Origin of the sequence: Methanosarcina sp. DH1 (genome assembly GCF_020804205.1) — an archaeon.
GTDB classification, from domain to species: domain Archaea; phylum Halobacteriota; class Methanosarcinia; order Methanosarcinales; family Methanosarcinaceae; genus Methanosarcina; species Methanosarcina vacuolata.
This window is the reverse complement of the sequence record NZ_WJBJ01000005.1, coordinates 251,343-268,884: the sequence shown is the minus strand read 5'-3', so window position 1 is coordinate 268,884 and position 17,542 is coordinate 251,343. Positions and strand designations below refer to the sequence as shown.

Here is a 17,542-nt window from a genome sequence, read left to right as displayed (position 1 = left end):
ATGGGGTTATGGGGATTTAATGGGATTCTGGGAGAGCTTTGACAGGTGTGCAGAAGAATACGATGTATGGTATGAGAAATATAAGCCTGCATATGAATCCGAACTTCTTGCCCTGAGAACTTTTCTACCCGAAAATCCCGAGAAATTAAAAGCTCTTGAAATTGGAGCTGGTACAGGTAGGTTCGCTTCGGCTCTTGGGGTTAGACTCGGGCTTGAACCGGCAAGAGCTATGGCAATACTTGCAAAGCAACGCAGGCTGGAAGTCATGCTTGGAGTTGCTGAGTTTCTGCCCTTTAAAAGAGAGAAGCTTGATCTTGTTTTAATCGTTACTGCACTTGCTTTTTTTAAAAATCCGAACCAGGCACTCAGGGAAGCTCTGAGGGTATTGAAACCAGGTGGGCAAATACTAGCCGGAATCCTTGATAGGGATAGCCCACAGGGCCTCGATCTCGAATCCGGAAATAAAAAAGGCAGGTTTTCTTCGAAAGCGCATTTTTTTTCGACAGCAGAGTTATCGACATACTTACTGGAAGTCGGTTTTGAAAATCTTGAAGTTTGCCAGACCCTTTTCAGGCAGCCTGAGAAAATTGAAAGTATTGAGTTTCCGGAAGAAGGACATGGGAAGGGAAGATTTGTAGTGCTTTCTGCCAAAAAACCTGTTCAAGTACAAAAAACCAACCTGTTCAAGAACATGAAAATCAAAAACTAATTCATCAGTCATTCAAAAACTAATTCATCAGTCATTCAAAAACTAATTCATTGGTCATCGGTTAATAAATAATTTCGGCTCTTCGTTGTTTTGTGTGGCTATCCTCATAATGTTTTCATAAAAACCAATGCGATCTCGAATTGAAAATCATCTTATCCACAGGGAATGACGAAGAACCAAAAATAGATCGTATTCCTCCATCTGAGCTTAAGAATCGGCTGTACTCCTTCAGTTACAGGTAGCTTTTTTATATTAGGGAAAATTCGAATCAGAAAAAGTATATCTCATTGAAAACAAAAAATGCAAAATACCAGTTTTAGCTCTGGTTCCATGCGTGAAATGTAAAAACAACCAGGTGTGGTAAAAACCCGAAAGGGGTCCGGAATGAGCTTTCACTGGAAAAGCGAGGATTCCTATATGACAGAAGAAAACGTGAGTGAAAAGATGGATAAAGCAAAGCAAAAGGAGTCGCAAGCGGCAGAAAAAACCGAAGAACCAGAGGATCTCAGGCAGCTCCTTATCAAAGCTGGTGAGATTGGCAGTTACGAAGACAAACTCAGGCTGTACGATAAAGCCTTAACTCTGGACCCTTTGTTTCTCGATGCCTGGATCCAGAAAGGTTTCGCCCTGGACAGGATGGGGAAATCAAAGGAAGCTCTTGACTGCTATGACAGGGCTCTTGAAATCGATCCTGAAAATCTGGGGATCAGGTGCCTCAAAGGTTTTGCCTTTAACAATCTGAACGAATTTGAGAAATCTATTGAGTCTTATGATGAGGTTCTGAAAGTAAATCCTGAAGATGTATTTTCTTTATGTCAGAAAGGTTCAGCTCTGGAAAGCCTTGGAAGATATGGGGAAGCTATGAAGTGTTATGACAACGCGCTTGATATCGATCCGACTGATGTTTTTATCAGAGAAAAGAAATTGAGGCTTCTGGAAGTTATTTATAAAAAGGGAACTTTAACTGACTCTCCGGACAGCAGCTTCAATTAAATTAAGAACTTTTGAAATATGAGACGAAAATGAGGGCCGGCAAGCAGCCTTTACTTTTTGCTCTTGCTAGCTTCTTCTTCTTTCCTGATCTCTTCAACAATTTCCATCAGTTTTTCCTTAATTTTTGCTATAGCGTCAACAGCTTCGCCGCCTACCTCAATAGGAGCCCGTTTCTCCAGATCGGCCTGCATTAACATGGTGTCAAAGGGAATTTCTCCAAGTACCTGGATGCCCATCTCTTCAAGTTTATCGTTAACTTTTCCTGAGCCTCCTTTATTAATTACGGCAGCAAGGTGTTTTATCCCTATTTCGGAAGACAGCTTTTTTATTCTCTCAGCCGTTTCAAGCGATCTTGCTCCAGGCTCAACTACAACGATCATGAGGTCCATTCCTCTTGTAGTTCCCCTTCCGAGATGTTCAATCCCGGCTTCCATATCAAGGATTACTGCACTCTTTTCCTTGAGCATAAGGTGCCTGAGAAGAGCCCTCAGGAAAGCCGAGGCAGGACACATGCATCCGCTTCCTCCGCGGTCTACGGTTCCCATGACAAGCATTCTAACTCCATCGGGCCCTATAACTCCGTACTTACTCGCAATATCATCGACTTTAGGGTTGTAGATGAAAGCTCCGCCTTCGGCGCCTGCCCTTTCCTGAATCAGGTCTTTGAATTCTGTCAGGGGCTTTGGGGGATTTTCGACCCCAAGCGAAGATGCCAGGTTCATATCCGGGTCTGCATCTATTGCCAGTACCTCGTATCCGTCCCTTGCAAGCAGTCTGGCCAGAGTGCCTGAAAGAGTTGTTTTTCCAACGCCGCCTTTTCCGGTAATTGCTATTTTTATGAAGATTCCCCCTGAACATTAATTTAGATTTAAATTTAAATGTTTTAGATTAATTGTTAATTCAGGTTAATTGTTGATTCAGGTTAATTGTTGATTCAGATTAACTATAGTGGTTTTCTAAGCAGGGATATAGTCATCAAGCTGTTTATACTTGTTTATTTATCTCTGGCTTCATCCCGTTATTCCTTAGAGAGTATTATTTAAAGTCTTTTCGTTTTATATGAATCAAAAAGATATTTAAAAATAGTTAAAAGTTATTTTGATAAATTATAAAGACCACATTTATCAGGTAAAAAATTGATTCCCCTATTCAGTGGGCCTATTCAGTAGGCCTATTCAGCAGGGAACTCCTTTACCTGAATATGAAATCGAATCCCTCGTCTTCAGCAACCTGTTTCAGGTACTTTTCTATATGGTTTCCTTCTTTTTTTGAAAATCCTGCCTCGCGGGCAAGCCTGTCAAGTACCTTTTGAACTCCTGTCCCATACTGGATTGCTTTCTTTTCTTTCCAGAGAAGTTCCGATGGAAGCAAACTGTCTGCTGCTTTTCTCAGGATATATTTTCTTATATACAGGCTATCTCTTTTAAGGACTTTAAGTTCAGGGCTGATTGCAAGTCCTGTTTTTATTACCTCTTTATCCAGAAAAGGCACCCTGAGCTCCACAGAGTTGGCCATGGTAACCATATCGTCCCTCTCAAGGTTTATAGTTGAAATGTTTTTAAGGTCTGAGTAGATCGCTCTGTCAAGTACCTCGGGACCCTGCTCAAGAAAACCTTCGTGCCTGCTGTAACCTCCAAAAAGTTCGTCTGCGCCCTGACCTGTGAGAAGGACTCGTTTACCATCTTCTTTTGCAGTTTTCGCTACAAAATAGAGTGGAAGCCCGATTGCAATTTTCATAGGGTCAGTCGATTCCGTCGAATAGATCACATCCGGGATTGCAGCTTTTATTTCTTCAGCAGAAAGGAGATGGATCTTGAGGGAATCACTCATGCCAGCAATTTCAGCCGCAAGCTGAGCCTGGACAAGGTCATGGGAATTTGGAAGCCCAACGGCATAAAGAGAAATTGAAGGATCAATGTTTTTTGCAAGGGCAGCTAAAAATGTACTGTCAATACCACCTGAAAACGCGATTCCTGCGGTTTTTGTAAGCCTTATCTCGACAGCTTTTTCAAGGGCCGTCCTCAGGCGGGACGCAGCTTCGTGCTCTTCTGAGATTCTTTCTTGCGGAGGCTCAATTGTAAGGGATTTTTCTTCAAGCCCTCCATTTCTGATATCGAAAGACATGACTCTGCCAGGCGGAAAGGGTTTTATCTGTTTTCCCTGGGAAAAAGCTTTTTTTTCGGAAGCAAAAGCGATTTTAGGCTTTTCTGCTCCTTTTTCTAGATAATAAAAAAGAGGTTTGACTCCTACAGGGTCTCTGGCGAGTACAAGTTCGTTATCCAGGGTATAAGCCAGAGCGTAATCTCCATTTACTCTGGAAAGCACGGAAAAGATCGCATTTGTAGGTGTTTCTCCTTCCTTTATCTTTGTTTCTATGAGGGCAAAAAGTACTTCAGTGTCTGAATCAGTTTTTATGCCCTGTTCGGCTGCAAGTTCCCTGAAATTGAAAATTTCTCCATTGAGTACCAGAGCCCCTTTTCCAACAAGGGGCTGGGGCATGTCGCCTGTTATTTTAAGCAGGGTATTTCCTATACTCAGTCCTTTAGCCTCATAGGTTCCACAAGCATCAGGCCCCCTATGCTCCAGGGCTGCAAGCATTCTTTGTGTTTCTTCATTTGTATCAGGAGTTCCTGCTGCTCCTGCTATTCCGCACATGTTTACTCCTTTTTTCGTTATCTTCGGTGTATACACGCGCTCTATCTCTATTTATCATTTTTCCATATTAAAAAGGACATACTAAATCCGAAATGGTAAAAACTGTGAATTTATGAATGACAAAAAATTTACAAATTATTTAGCATGAAAATGCTGCCATCTGCAGGCACTTTCATTTTTTGTGCCTGCTATTTGGAAAAATTCATGTGCGTTTTCTAAATAAGCTTTTTACGATACTTCACACAAAAAAACATGCTGTATCTTATTTTATATACAATGATTGTGTCTGAGTTCCATTCACAATATAAATATAGCTAAAATATAAATTGGTTACTTAACAAAGGTTATTGGGAAAGTTTTCCATCCCCGCAGCAAGTTGCAGGATATTTAACTGAAATATAAGTATTGATTCAAAAAGTAAAGAAGAAATAAGATCCCTAACTGATGACCAATGAATTGAAATTCACTTTTTTCAATTCGTCTCTTCAAATTCATAGTCTCTTCAAATTCATAGTCTCTTCAAATTCATAGTCTCTTCAAATTCATAGTCTCTTCAAATTCATATTATTTACTTGAAATTTTACTTCAAAGGATTCAAGCCGTTTGCTAACGGTTAGCTGGTGTTTATGACATGAAAGTTGCCTGTATACAGATGGACGTGCTGCAATGCAGAAAACAGGAAAACCTTGAGAAAGCTCTGCATATGGCCCTTAAAGCTGTAAGAAAAGGAGCCGAACTTATTGTTTTACCCGAGGTCTTCTCAACAGGGTTTTGCTACGAGTATCTTGACCATGCAGCAGAGACCTTACCTTCTCCTCTCCTTGAAAACCTGGCCTGTTTTTCCGAGGCCAATGACTGTATTATTATGGGCTCAGTAATTGAAAAAGTTGTTTCGGAAGAGACTTCTAACAGTGGAACACCTGCGGATTCTGAAAATTCTATTCTTTCGGACTCCAGTAATTCCCCATTTTACTACAATCTCGGCTTTTGCTTTGAGTCAGGAACCCTTGCAGGTAGTTACCGGAAAACTCATCCCTTCAAAAACGAAAACAACTATTTCTCGAAAGGCGACTCTATAGAGCCAATTTCTCTTAAAAAGCAAAACCTGAAAATCGGTTTTGAGATCTGCTATGAACTCCGCTTTCCCGAGGTTGCAAGAAAACTTTCCCTTGACGGTTCTGACCTGCTTGTGACCACAGCTGCATTCCCCAATCCAAGGTCTGAACACTGGAATATTCTCGCAAAGGCCAGGGCGATTGAAAACCAGATCCCACATATTGCCTGTAACCGGATAGGTTCTGCTCCTGACTGCAGTTATTTCGGCAACTCCATGATAATCGATGCCTGGGGTGAGGTAAAAGCCGATGCCGGCAATAAAGAGTGCGTAATAGTGCATGACCTTGACCTGTCCAGGAAGAATGAAGTTCGTAAAATGATTCCCGTTTTTGAAAATCGGAGAATTGAGCTTTATTCTGAAGATCTAAAGATTATTTAAGTTTTTTTCGATAATAATTTCTGTAACTGTATTACTTACTCATCTGAGGTTTTGCCATTTTTCACATAATCCCTTTATTTCCGCTAATATTTAATAGCATAGCTTATTTCTTGAAAAATTTATATAATAATTACTTAAAATCTATTTAATTCTTTGTTTTTATCTAAAATTTGAATTGGAGCAATAAATAGCTTATTTATTAGGAAATAAACTTTATTTGAGCTTTCAAAACATACTAAATATTTATGTTTTTATGAAAGTTATGAAAATAAATTGCAATAAATTCTAATTTTGAAAGTAAATGTAATATTATATCAATTTTTGAACTTAACTCGTATTCAAAGGTATTTTGAAGTATTATTTTAGAGGCTTAAAAAGTAATTTTATGCCAAAATACGTGATTTTAACAGATTTTTTAGGTTTTAGAGCATTTTTATCAATTTTGGTAGAGCCTCATCTTAAAGGAAACTGGTTCATCCTAATTGGTTGAATCTTATTTTTCAATTCTGGTAGAGTCTTAGTTGTTAATTTCTCTTATTGACAGCTAAAGTTTTTAACTTCACTGATCTGTTAATTTTCACTTTCTTTTTACAATTAACTAATGGGAAACAGGAATAAATTTGGTAGTATAAGGGCGGCTGATGCTTAAATATACAATAATTGCAAAATCATAAAATATAAATAAACCCAGTTCCTTTTTAGTTTGAAATCTAACAGTAAGATACCAAATAGTAAGATTAAAAACAGCCATTCGGATGATAGAGATATTAAAATCCAGTCAAACTCAAGAAAATAAGTAAAGCCCATTAGAACCAGTAGATTCAACTAAGAAACACCTCGCAAACAAATCTACTGGATAAAAAATGTCTCGTAAAAAACCTCTAATGGTTACTATCCTGCCTTTATCATCCGAATTATGACTGTAAAACTCCTTACTGTGATAACAATGAAGGAAGAAAAGATAAAAGAAACAGTAAAACTCCAGTTTGAGATAATTAATCTGTTTCAAAAAAATTTTGCTAAAATATTTCACAAAGCAGGTGACATTCCGTATAGCCTCAATAAAAATCAGAATCGAGCAATTATGATTATTGGGTCAACAGACAATATTATGCCTACAACCCTGGGAAAATGCCTTGATCTTCAGAAGGGAAGCTTGACAAGTATGATCGATGCTCTGGAAAGAGAAGGGCTTGTCTACAGGAAAAAAGACCCCCAGGATCGGAGAAAAAACCTTATTTCTCTCACCGAAAAGGGAAATGCTTACAGGGAATGGTTCATAGGAAAACTTGAAGAAAATGTCTCCGAGATTCTCAGAAGGCTGGATGAAGAAGATATCCTTGCATATAAGGAGAGCCTGCAAATAATGTTTACAACGCTGAAGAAGCTTGATGATACTGCCTGAACAAAAATACTGCTGAAGGGGGGCAATGGAAATCAAATTCTCAAACTCAAGAAGCTGGGGTTTCCAGAAAATACAGCAAAAATTTATGCCGGATTCCTGAGTTTGAATGAAACTACTGCAAAGGAAATCCATGAATTTACCAGTGCCAAGACTAAAAATCTATCCTTAAGGTTTTACAAGACTGTGCTGGAGAGGATGGAATAATAGAATATGTGAAAGTTAAAAAACTCCTGCTTTTTTTAGAAGCATAGGCCCGAAGCAGTTGGCCGAAAGGCTCAAAGCTGAACTCTTTCTGTCTCTTAACGACTTTTTATGAAAACTTAAAGGAACTCAATTCTACAAAGAATCAAAAACTTCCTGATGTAGGCCAGGGACCTGTTTTTAAATCTCCAAAGGTGTGGAAGCTTTATAATTAAGAGAAGTGAAACTGCTGGATATATACAGTACGCACCAGAGGAACTACATTTGTAACTATATTTTAATAAGGTAAAAGTTACTTACACTTTTATTAAGAAAGCCAGTTCTATAAAGGAAAATATAGATATTTGATGAATAGGATACTGGATAAATCCGACTGGATGACTATAAATGCAAAGTCAATATATTTAATTTTATATCTATAACTGGGTACTGGTACTCCGTTTTCATTCAAATTGAGTTATGCCTTTAAAAGTTCAGTTGAGTCGTTGCGTTACTCTAATAATAAAATGCAGATAGTACAACTAAGTTAGTAAAGTACGGGCACTGAGCAAAAATGAAGATAAATAAACATCAATTAATAGCCATACTCCTTGTAGCTATCTTAATAGCATTTATACCCCTTGCATCAGCAGCTCCTGCAGGAACATCCGAGTCCACAGTAGTAGCAGCCGCAAAAAGCTGGATTGGAGTTAAATCCGTACATGGCGGCAACAGCCGATCGGGCATTGATTGTTCTCACTTAGTGTATCAAGTATACAAGCAAGCCGGAGCCAAAGACATTGTATTCCAAACTGTGCCTAATATGAAAAAAAATGCATATTATGTTACTACAGATTCTCCGACACCTGGTGATGTAATTTTTTGGAAAAAAGACATTACTGAAAACAATAGGACTTACTGGCTTATCAGCCATGTAGGAATATACATAGGGAATGGGCAATTCATCGATACGTCTTTTGATACAAAAACCGTTACCACAGAAAGTATTAGTGGCGTGTATCAAGAAGGATTGCCGTACTATGCTAGATGGGACCCCGGTGGAAGCGATGATACAGATAACGATGAAACTCCCGATGATAACGATGTAAATACGCCGGTTGCTGCATTTTCTATGTCCACTACATCGGGACAAGCTCCATTGAATGTAGTATTTACTGACCAAAGTACAGACGCAACTTCCTGGTCCTGGAGTTTTGGAGACGGAAGTACTTCATCAGAGAAAAACCCAAATCATACATACTCTGAAGCTGGAGACTATACTGTTGTCCTGACTGTAAACAATGAAAAGGGCTCAAGCTCAGATACTCAAAAAGTAGTTGTTCAGAGTGAACCAACTCCAGAAATAATTCTTCCTGTAGCGGACTTTGATGCAGATAACACAAGTGGCTCTGCTCCTCTTTCTGTTCAATTTACAGATTTATCGCAAAATGCAAATGGGTGGGACTGGAATTTTGGAGACGGAGATACCTCAACCGAGCAAAGTCCAGCTTATACCTATGGTTCAGCCGGAAACTATACTGTTGTCCTGACCGCAAATAATGAAAATGGTTCGAGCTCGAAATCTCTAAATATAACTGTTGAGGAAGAACCGGGTCAAGAAGAAATCCTTCCTGTAGCGGACTTTGATGCAGATACCACGAGCGGCTCTGCACCTCTCTCTGTTCAATTTACAGATCTGTCGCAAAATGCAAACGAATGGTACTGGAACTTTGGAGACGGAACTAATTCAACCGAGCAAAATCCAATGCACACTTATTCCTCTCCCGGAAACTATGATGTCAACCTGACAGTAGTTAATGAAAACAAAACTGCCTCAGAAATCAATACAATAAACGTACTGGAAGAAAGCAATTCCAGTGACAGTAACAGCGATAGTGATAGCAACAGCGAAAGCGATAGTGACAGTGATAGTGACAGTGGTAGCAGTAGTGGAGGACACAGCCACAAGAGCGGAAGTAGCAGTGGTGGCGTTGGCGGGTCTCCTGAACCAGCGAAGAATGTCCAGGTAAAAGAGGTTTTACAGACTTTTATTGCCAGTGGAAGGGATGTGGATTTTAATTTTACAAATAATGCAACCTGTGTTGAATCGATAACATTCAGGTCAACAAAAACCGTCGGAAAGACCACTACAATAGTAGAGGAACTGAAAAATAAGTCAAGCCTGGTTTCCGAGCTTCCTGAAGGTATCGTCTACAAGTCGTTCAATATATGGGTTGGAAACGGTGGTTATGGTACCTCAAAGAATATTGAGAGTCCATCTGTCAATTTTAAAGTTAATACCTCATGGGTAGACGAGAACAACATAAACAGGTCCTCGATTATACTTGATTGGTACGATGACGAGAAAAAAGAATGGACGGAACTGCCAGTAAGTCTAACAGGTGAAGATGATCAGTTCTTGTATTTCACAGCAAACGTACCTGGCTACTCGTCCTTCGCAATAACAGGCACAAAAAACGAAGGCAACACAATAGCTGCAGAACCTGCTCAAAAAGCCACAAATAATACTACAGGCAGCAATGCAGGTATTAATGCAATTAATAGTACAAGCAGTAATGCAAGCAACAATGTAAGCAGCAATGTAAGCATAAATGCAAGCATCAATTCAATTAGTAGTACAATCAGCAATGCAATTAATAGTACAATTAGTAATGCAATTAATAGTACAATTAGTAATGCAATTAATAGTACAATCAGTCATGTAATTAGCAGTACAGGCAGCAATGCAAGTACTATTGAAAATAAGGTAGCTGAAGTAAGTAAAAGCATTCCTGGATTTAGTATGATCAGTGGCATTGTATGTCTATTATGTGTTTTCCTGTATAGAAATAAGGGAAAATAAAGCAGTGTGAAATGTAGTAAGGCAGTGAGGGTTATTGATCCAACCAGGCAAGCAAGTATATCTGTCTTTTATGGTCAGATTTGAAAAATTACCCTCCTGATTACTTTTTTAGATTCCCATATTTTTTGAGTTTTATTTTCCGGAGTACTTATCGAGTTATTTTTCAGGATACTATTTTTTCCGTATCATATCCAGCTTTCTGAATATATTGCGTTGAATCAATGCATTTTTTGTAAGAAAAGACTGAAATATAATCTGGAAAGCTTTAGAGGTAAAGACTTTGCAACTCAAAATTGAGACGTCCAAACGTATTGAACTGGTTGATATCACTTCGCAAGTTCAGGAAGAAGTAAGTAAAAGCGAAATAGCTGAAGGCATATGCCTTATCAGTACACGGCACACTACCGCAGGCATCATAATAAACGAGAACGAAAGCGGGCTGAAAGAGGATATTCTGGACCTTTTAAATAAGCTTGTTCCTGCCGGCGCAGGTTACAGGCACGACCGCATAGATAACAATGCAGATTCCCATCTCAAAGCAGTACTGCTTGGAGCAAGTGAAGCCCTGCCTGTTTCGGCAGGAAAGCTTGAGCTTGGGATGTGGCAGAGAATCTTTTTTGCCGAAATGGATGGGCCGAGAAGCAGGACAGTTAATGTTACGCTTTTAAAGGCTTAACACAATAACGAATAAACTTAGAATCGGTAAAAAACTGAAAACGGATCAAAAATAAAGTGAGGATTCAAAAATCAAGTAACTTCGTCAACTATTTTTCTTCACCTTTCTACAAGGAAGACCCCTAATCACATGAACTGCAACTAATAACAATGATTTTCCTGCTTTTCGTCTGCTTTATATTTTCTGCTCAGCGTATCGATCTTTAGCCTCCTGAAGTACAGTAATTGCTGTTTCGAGGCTTTTCCAACCTATAACTTTCACTTGTTTTTTATCTAAGTTCTTATAAGTTTGGAAAAAATGAGTGATTTCTTTAAATAAATGAGGCGGAACCTGGTCAACCGACTCAATATAATTCCACATTGGATCATTCTTTGGAACGCATAGGATTTTCTGATCTCTTCCTTTGTAATCTTCCATGTCAAATAATGCTACAAGATATACATCGATTACACAGCCCGGAAATGTGGGTTCCCAGGTTAAAACCATAGCATCTAAAGGGTCGCCATCAAGGGACAGAGTATCGGGGAAAAAACCATAATCCGAAGGATATACCATTGAAGAAGAAAGCATTCTGTCGAATTTAATCAGTCTCTTTTCTTTATCATATTCGAATTTGTTCCGGTTCCCTTTTGGAATTTCAACGATTACACTTTCGACCTGTCTTTCAGTCATATCAACACTTCCAACCATTTATTGCTTCCAGATACTTCCCTAATAAGAAACTTCCAATTGTGTTTGTGTTTAATGTACCTGCTGGAAAATTGACAAAGCTATTTTGAATCCAGTCATCTAAAAACATATCTCAAGGTAGCACTTATGAAACCACCTATACCTACCAGAATAGTATACACATTAAAACCTCAATATTCGATGTAGAAGCCATCAACACAAATGGTTTAGACTATAAAGTACAGGCGGATTTCATCACCAATCGGTTACCTCTTTCCTTACATTAAATAAATAGTTTACTCAAGAGCCTCATCTAGCGAAGTATAATTATTGTCATCTTTGATTTCTGTCTGTTTCATCCTTTGATTTCTGTCTGTTTCATCCTTTGATTTCTGTCTGTTTCATCCCTTGCAATCAACCCATAAAATCCGGCATTTTACCGGTAATAGAGAAAGGCGATTGCCGGAATTAGCTTCTGTTCTGGGGGTTTGAATGTTGTTGGGAGTAAGTGTACCCCATGAATAGATTGTTCTGAAACGCCATGCTTACAGGGTTAATTGCCTGTTTTAGCCGGGGTTCTGCGCCCTTTTGGTGTAAATTAAAATAGATATATTATGGAGAATTTCGATAAACCCTTCAAAGAATACCCATGAAGGGTTTATCGAAATTCTCAGAAACCAATTACTTTATAGATTGTAATCAGGCTCAGAGATAGAGATATAATAAAATTAATTGCTCCACTAACTGAAAATTTTCTAAAGCCCGTTCTGATACTCCTGAATAAAATGCCAGCAAACATGACTATAAGAGATATTATCAGTAAGGGCAGGTAGGAAGGTTGTTCGGATGGAGTTATCATTCCTGAGACTATTTTGACATCTGTTTGAAAATCAGCGTTACTTATTTTGATATGATATATCCCTGATGCTTTCGGCATAAATGAAAAGAAATCGATGGTTTGTTGTGTCGTATCTTTTTTTTGTGTTCCAGTCTCATCAGATGGAGCAGGAGTAAAGCTTTTTTCCCAGAAAAGCTCTTTTTTTTGCGGATCAACTAAAGATATATTCAGCAATTCGGAATTTAAATCTCTTTCTTCTGTTTTGAATACAACAGTTACTTTTTCATTTTCAGTTAATAATATATTGGCTTCAAGGTCTTTTGATGGTCCTATTGACTCGTTTAAAATATTATCGCCCGAGATATATTCTGCCACAAAAGGAAGGGTAATTAACAAAAAAAAATTTATAAAGGCAACTAGCCAAATAATCCTGATAATGTAAGTAAATATGTTATCTGACATTTTACCCGCCTGTTTACCTTTAATAAAGCTTAAAGATTCATACAGAAATAATTTATTATGTCTGTTCCAGGTTGATTTTTTTGCAGACAATACAGCCATTACGAAAATCTATCCACACAATCCTATTACCATAAATAATAGAATAGTATTAGTGGTGATCTGAGTTTCAGCATTAAAATAGTGTAATAGTATAAGATACTTTGTAATATTATAGTACTATTTTATAATTATTTTCAAAGGGTAATCTGGAGAGCCACAACTATTAGAATTTTACAGGCTGTCTGATAAAAATGGAATTGATAAACAATATAATTATCAACGGTTACCGGGGAGGTTTCCATCCACGCAGCAAGCTAGCGGGGTATTCGACTTAAATAAAACCTGTAGAAAAAACAAAGAGAATCATGAAACTAGGGTTTCTGGTTACTACCCCAGTCTCATGCGGACAAGACATATTCTCGTCTTAAATCCAGGTTGAAGGCCCGGAATGTACATGTCCATTTTTAATCCGTTTTTAATCTGTTTTTAATCTGTTTTTAATCTGCTTTTAATCTGTTTTTAATCCGTTTTTAATTCTTTTTTAATCCATTTTTAATCTGTTTTTAATCTGTTTTTACATTTCGAACCTTGTCATAACTCCATGCAGTTCATCAGTAGGGAGCTTGTAAAACTGGACAAATGATGGAGATATCTTTTTAATTATGGAAAAGACTCTCCAAATTATATTATTAGTAAAGATATCTTCTACTCCGTAGAAAATGGTTTTTTCACCAACGCCCTGATCTTTAAGAATCTGTTCAACATCAACAATCTCCATATATCCCGCTCGTATTTCCAAAATTTTTAACCCTTTTGCCGGTTCTTTTGTGAACGAGCTTTCTATTCCGAAAGGACTGTCAGACTTAATAATGGAGATAAAAATGTTATTTTCGTAAATGATGTTGTTTTTAAACATTACATGGGAAATATACTGGGGGATTCTTTCGATGTCGCGTGTAAAGAAAAGGGCAGTACCCATGATTTTGTTTTGAGTAGCATATACCTGATTGTATTTTTCAAGGAAGTCCTTGGACTTCATGAGCTTCATCAACTTATACAGCTTCTTTTGTCCCGATGTATATATGAGTATGAGAGAGAGGATGAACATTGCTATGATGACTGACCAGTAGCCTCCGTGAGGGATTTTATAGCTATTTGAGAGAAGGAACACTATATCAATAAGCGTTATAAATAGCGAAAGAAGGGCTTTGGTTCTGTTTTTTCTGTGATAAAATATCGAAGTCATCATTATGCCCGTAATAGACATAGTTCCTGTAACCGCCAGGCCGTATGCAGCTGCAAGTCTGCTCGATTCTCTGAATATAAGCATCATAAATAATACAGAAACGAGGAGTAACCAGTTTACGGTACTTATGTAAATTTGGGACTTCAACAAACCGGAGGTATAATCAATCTTTAACATTGGAATTATCCGGGTTGTTATTCCCTGATATACTATAGAGAACATTCCACTGATCATAGCCTGAGAAGCGATAATTGTAGCTACGACACTGAGGAGAAGGAATGGGATATAGAGTATGTTTGCCTGCTGATTTATCATCTCATACAAGAAATTTGTCGAACCCGGGTTTCGGATAAGAAATGCACCCTGCCCGAGATAATTCAAAACCAGTGCTACAAATACGAATCTCCAGGCTTTTAAGATAGGCTCTCTTCCCAGGTGTCCCATATCGGCATATAATGCTTCACCTCCTGTAGCACACAGGATGACTTCGGATAGTACAAAAAATCCTATAATTCCATTGTCCATAAGGAACCTGATGGCATAATAAGGGTTAATGGCTTTAAGTACTTCCGGGGTGTAAAAAATAGAGGCAATACCTGAGAACCCAATGGCTGCAAACCATAAAATCATTACAGGTCCAAAAACCCATGTAATTTTTTCTATTCCTTTGCTCTGAACTGAAAAAAGTCCTATTGCAATTACAGCAGAAATAAGTATGATAGTGCCCTGACCTATATTTTCAAACTGAGGAATGATTCGCAAGCCTTCGACCGCGCTCAGAATACTTATTGCAGGGGTAATTACTCCATCTCCCATTAGGAAAGACGTTCCTATATAAGCTAACAATGTGACCAGAGCTACATTCCTACTTGACTTGAGCAGAGGAACGAGTATTTCTTTTAAGACTATTGTACCTCCTTCCCCTTTTTTACCCAAGCTCATTGCAAGCCAGGCATATTCCATAGTCACAAGTACTATAAGTGTCCAGATAATTAACGACAAAACTCCTATTATGTGAGTGTGCGTAGGTCTTGTTAGAAGGAAAATAACGGTTAAAGTATAAATTGGACTTGTCCCAATATCTCCAAAAACAAGCCCCATAGACTTTACTACTTCTTTGAACTCTGACTTGGAAAACATAATATTCACCTTTTTTGTTCCAGAAATTTGCACAAAGATACAATTTGAAATAAAAGTTCCATGCGTTAAGCCCTAAGACTATTAATCGTGATTTTTTCTATCCTGTAAGAAAAAGGAAACTGATTAATTTTAAAACTTTGACTTCCAAATATTACTGTTTTCATATTGTTTTCATCTCTATATGTAGTCAATAAGCCTAACAGTAAATAGAGGTTCAATAAAAGATGGTTCTGAGTATTACTTTTTTATATATAAAGCTCATGACCCTCTCCATATAAATGAAGATTTCACATCTCAGGCCTTGTTATAACTCAGGGAAGTTCTTCAGTATGGAGTCTATATAACTGAACAAAAGAAAGTGACAGTTTTTTTAATCCAGCATGATCTAAGAAAAAATTTGTTCCATTATATCCCACCTGGATAATAAGTAAAAAGGGTCCGGCACGTAAGGAAGCATTAAAGGCAGAAGAGAGCAGAAAAGAACCAGCAAAGTGCACTTGATTTTAAAAGCAAGGGGAAAAACGGCGGGAGAGAATGAACAGTGGATCATTAATCAGAAGCGAGGATGCCGACGAACAATCATGGGACAGGCGGGGAGAAAAAGAAGGAGTTCTTCAAAAAAGTACAGAAGGAGTGAATATTCTCCTCGGTGACCCCAGAAAAGCCGTTGTCAAGCTCTCAATTCCCATAATAGTTGCCATGTCTGTACAGACTATATACAGCTTTACTGATACCTTCTGGGTTTCCGGGCTTGGAGCTGATGCTCTGGCTGCTGTTGGATTTGCTTTTCCGTTTTATGTAATCCAGATGGCGCTTACTGGCGGGTTAGGGGTTGGAGGAGGAGCTGCAATTTCTCGGCGCATAGGAGCCAGGGACAAAACAGGCGCAGATAATGTTGCAGTTCATGCTTTCGTGATAATGCTTATCCTCACAGTTGTTCTTACTTTTCTTGGACTTGCGCTTATAAAGGATCTTTTCATGTACAGTGGAGCCGGAAAAACAACCGAGCTTGGAGTTCAGTATGCCAGGGTGATTTTTGCAGGCAGTTTTGTTTTTTTCTTTACAAATATTGCGAATTCTATCCTGAGGAGTGAAGGAGATTCAAAAAGAGCTATGAGATCCATGGTTCTTGGTTCAGTCCTTAATATAGTGCTTGACCCTATTTTTATATACACTCTGGGTCTTGGGGTTGCAGGGGCAGCCTTAGCTACAGTTATCTCTTTTGCCAGTTCGGGACTGCTGATGCTCTACTGGTTTTTTATTAAAAAAGATACCTATGTTTCTTTCAGATTTCGTTCTTTCAAATTCGACAAATCAATCATCATGGATATTTTCCGAGTAGGAATTCCCTCATCTATAGAACAGTTTGCTCTGGCACTGACTGCCCTTATAATGAACTTTGTTATAGCAACCGTTGGCAGTACGGATGGAGTGGCAGTTTACTCCACAGCCTGGAGAGTGACAAGTATTGCAGTTGCTCCCCTCATAGGAATTTCAATTGCTTTAGTCTCGATCAGTGGGGCTGCCTTTGGGGAGAAAAACTTTAAAAAAGCACAGAATACCCTTATCTATGCAATTGAAGTTGGTTTTCTCGTAGAAACGATAATTGCCGTTGTAGTATATCTTTTTGCTTCAGATATTACTGCTGTCTTTACACATACCGAAAACGCAGCCCGTATAGCTCCTGAACTGACAAGGCTCCTTAAAATTATGACTTTTTTCTATCCAGTCGTCACCTTTGGAATGCTCTCAGTTTCTCTTTTCCAGGGTGCAGGAAAAGGCACAAGCGCCCTTGCTGCTACCCTTCTGCGGAGCCTTGTTATGACTCTTTTCTTTTCCTTACTTTTTGCTTTCGGATTTGGCTGGGGCCTGCCTGGGGTATGGTGGGGATTGGTTGTGGGCACAGTGATTGGGTCAATGATTGCTTTTGTTTGGGTGTGGATGTACTTGAAATGTATGATTAAAGAGGGGGCAATGGGAGGAAAGTGCTGAATGGAAAATTATCGCATATTCCTGCGTGAAGTTATTGCAGATATTGTAAAAAAGTTGAATAATTATTGAGAAATGAACCGGTTTTAGGCTAAAACTTGTGCATCTTTTGGAGCGAAATCTTTTGGAATAAGATAACTTTACAAAATATAACAAATGATTTAAATAAAACCAGTTAATACT

12 protein-coding genes are annotated in these 17,542 nt (G+C 38.4%); 7 read left to right on the top strand and 5 right to left on the bottom strand.

Annotated elements, in window-relative coordinates:
- The first annotated feature begins 19 nt into the window (after positions 1-19).
- Together FXW07_RS02845 and FXW07_RS02840 are read left to right on the top strand one after the other, a co-directional pair.
- Positions 20-709, top strand: a complete 690-nt coding sequence (locus tag FXW07_RS02845) for a class I SAM-dependent methyltransferase (protein WP_229393675.1) — start codon at positions 20-22, stop codon at positions 707-709.
- A 417-nt stretch (positions 710-1,126) separates the two neighbouring features.
- On the top strand, positions 1,127-1,702 hold the full coding sequence (locus tag FXW07_RS02840) for a tetratricopeptide repeat protein (RefSeq protein WP_229393674.1): 576 nt from the start codon (positions 1,127-1,129) through the stop codon (positions 1,700-1,702).
- A 50-nt stretch (positions 1,703-1,752) separates the two neighbouring features.
- Here FXW07_RS02840 and FXW07_RS02835 read toward each other — a convergent pair whose 3' ends face one another.
- Both FXW07_RS02835 and FXW07_RS02830 read right to left on the bottom strand, forming a co-directional pair.
- Entirely contained in the window at positions 1,753-2,547 is a 795-nt protein-coding gene (locus FXW07_RS02835; protein ID WP_346655620.1) for a carbon monoxide dehydrogenase accessory protein CooC, read from the bottom strand.
- Between the two features lie 346 nt (positions 2,548-2,893).
- Positions 2,894-4,357, bottom strand: coding sequence for an asparagine synthetase B (locus FXW07_RS02830; protein ID WP_229393673.1), 1,464 nt, complete (start codon positions 4,355-4,357; stop codon positions 2,894-2,896).
- 631 nt (positions 4,358-4,988) lie between these two features.
- Between FXW07_RS02830 and FXW07_RS02825 the strand changes: the two genes are divergently transcribed.
- The 4 genes from FXW07_RS02825 to FXW07_RS02810 all read left to right on the top strand — a co-directional run bounded on the left by FXW07_RS02825 (position 4,989) and on the right by FXW07_RS02810 (position 10,976).
- On the top strand, positions 4,989-5,852 hold the full coding sequence (locus tag FXW07_RS02825) for a nitrilase-related carbon-nitrogen hydrolase (protein WP_229393672.1): 864 nt from the start codon (positions 4,989-4,991) through the stop codon (positions 5,850-5,852).
- A 916-nt stretch (positions 5,853-6,768) separates the two neighbouring features.
- Complete coding sequence (locus FXW07_RS02820) at positions 6,769-7,257, top strand: MarR family transcriptional regulator (RefSeq protein ID WP_346655614.1); 489 nt, start codon at positions 6,769-6,771, stop codon at positions 7,255-7,257.
- A gap of 754 nt (positions 7,258-8,011) precedes the next feature.
- Positions 8,012-10,300 (top strand): PGF-pre-PGF domain-containing protein, encoded by a 2,289-nt coding sequence (locus tag FXW07_RS02815; RefSeq protein WP_229393671.1) that lies wholly within the window; start codon positions 8,012-8,014, stop codon positions 10,298-10,300.
- A gap of 280 nt (positions 10,301-10,580) precedes the next feature.
- Positions 10,581-10,976, top strand: a complete 396-nt coding sequence (locus tag FXW07_RS02810; RefSeq protein ID WP_229393670.1) for a secondary thiamine-phosphate synthase enzyme YjbQ — start codon at positions 10,581-10,583, stop codon at positions 10,974-10,976.
- A 174-nt stretch (positions 10,977-11,150) separates the two neighbouring features.
- On the opposite strand, the gene FXW07_RS02805 is transcribed toward FXW07_RS02810, so the two are convergent.
- The 3 genes from FXW07_RS02805 to FXW07_RS02795 form a co-directional block, all read right to left on the bottom strand.
- Positions 11,151-11,648 (bottom strand): inorganic diphosphatase, encoded by a 498-nt coding sequence (locus FXW07_RS02805; RefSeq protein ID WP_048119422.1) that lies wholly within the window; start codon positions 11,646-11,648, stop codon positions 11,151-11,153.
- Between the two features lie 667 nt (positions 11,649-12,315).
- Positions 12,316-13,044, bottom strand: coding sequence for a hypothetical protein (locus FXW07_RS02800; protein ID WP_229393669.1), 729 nt, complete (start codon positions 13,042-13,044; stop codon positions 12,316-12,318).
- Positions 13,045-13,558: 514 nt separating this feature from the next.
- Positions 13,559-15,370, bottom strand: a complete 1,812-nt coding sequence (locus FXW07_RS02795) for a KUP/HAK/KT family potassium transporter (protein ID WP_229393668.1) — start codon at positions 15,368-15,370, stop codon at positions 13,559-13,561.
- 534 nt (positions 15,371-15,904) lie between these two features.
- Here FXW07_RS02795 and FXW07_RS02790 point away from each other — a divergent pair.
- Positions 15,905-17,362, top strand: coding sequence for an MATE family efflux transporter (locus FXW07_RS02790; RefSeq protein WP_229393667.1), 1,458 nt, complete (start codon positions 15,905-15,907; stop codon positions 17,360-17,362).
- Positions 17,363-17,542 lie beyond the last annotated feature (180 nt).

Bases quoted from the DNA above. Each gene is read 5' to 3' on its own strand.
- FXW07_RS02845 (WP_229393675.1), top strand. From the start codon at position 20: ATGGGATTCTGGGAGAGCTTTGACAGGTGTGCAGAAGAATACGATGTA.
- FXW07_RS02840 (WP_229393674.1), top strand. From the start codon at position 1,127: ATGACAGAAGAAAACGTGAGTGAAAAGATGGATAAAGCAAAGCAAAAG.
- FXW07_RS02830 (WP_229393673.1), bottom strand. From the start codon at position 4,357: ATGTGCGGAATAGCAGGAGCAGCAGGAACTCCTGATACAAATGAAGAA.
- FXW07_RS02825 (WP_229393672.1), top strand. From the start codon at position 4,989: ATGAAAGTTGCCTGTATACAGATGGACGTGCTGCAATGCAGAAAACAG.
- FXW07_RS02820 (WP_346655614.1), top strand. From the start codon at position 6,769: ATGACTGTAAAACTCCTTACTGTGATAACAATGAAGGAAGAAAAGATA.
- FXW07_RS02815 (WP_229393671.1), top strand. From the start codon at position 8,012: ATGAAGATAAATAAACATCAATTAATAGCCATACTCCTTGTAGCTATC.
- FXW07_RS02805 (WP_048119422.1), bottom strand. From the start codon at position 11,648: ATGACTGAAAGACAGGTCGAAAGTGTAATCGTTGAAATTCCAAAAGGG.
- FXW07_RS02800 (WP_229393669.1), bottom strand. From the start codon at position 13,044: ATGGCTGTATTGTCTGCAAAAAAATCAACCTGGAACAGACATAATAAA.
- FXW07_RS02795 (WP_229393668.1), bottom strand. From the start codon at position 15,370: ATGTTTTCCAAGTCAGAGTTCAAAGAAGTAGTAAAGTCTATGGGGCTT.
- FXW07_RS02790 (WP_229393667.1), top strand. From the start codon at position 15,905: ATGAACAGTGGATCATTAATCAGAAGCGAGGATGCCGACGAACAATCA.